Source organism: Helicobacter sp. 16-1353 (genome assembly GCF_003288815.1).
Taxonomy (GTDB): domain Bacteria; phylum Campylobacterota; class Campylobacteria; order Campylobacterales; family Helicobacteraceae; genus NHYM01.
This window is the reverse complement of sequence record NZ_NHYM01000026.1, coordinates 1-613: the sequence shown is the minus strand read 5'-3', so window position 1 is coordinate 613 and position 613 is coordinate 1. Positions and strand designations below refer to the sequence as shown.

At 32.6% G+C, this 613-nt stretch carries 1 protein-coding gene; it reads right to left on the bottom strand.

From position 1 onward, the window contains the following. On the bottom strand, nt 1-613 hold a 613-nt coding region (locus CCY99_RS09285), incomplete at both ends, for an autotransporter domain-containing protein (protein WP_146744972.1).

The following is a 613-nucleotide window of genomic DNA, read 5'->3' as shown; positions in this document are numbered from 1 at the left end:
ATAATTCACACCCAAATCAGCATAGAATATATTTGTAAAACTTCCTAAGTAATTAGCCCCAGCAAAGTAGGATTTGGAATCTAATCCACTAGATTCTAGCCCAAGCTCAAGACCAAATATCCCAGCAGATTTAAAATCAAAGTCTTTTCCAAATGCAAGATTTAGATTATAACCCTTAGCTTGTGGAGAAGCATAGATTGGATTGATAGAGCCATCTAGCTTATAAGCTCCATCATTTTTAAGATATATTAAATCTAGCAATGCTTTTAGATACATACCATAAGTAAAATCTGCTTTATAATGAACTCCAAGACTTAAAAGCACATTTCTAATAGTGGCACTATTGTTATTTTGCTCTCCACTTACTTTCCCACTACTAAATCCTAAGTGAGTTCCTAGTGTATGAGTATCTCCAAGTCTCACATTAAATCCACCTACTAATCCAAATGCAACTCCACTCATAGAGCTAGAATCTAATATAGTATGCGTTACAAATGGTGTTAAGAATGCTTGATATTTATGTGAATCTTGTGTATTTGATAGATTCAAATCAACTATGGAATCTTGTGTATCATTTGTGTTGTTGTAATAGAATCTATCATTTGATTTAAAG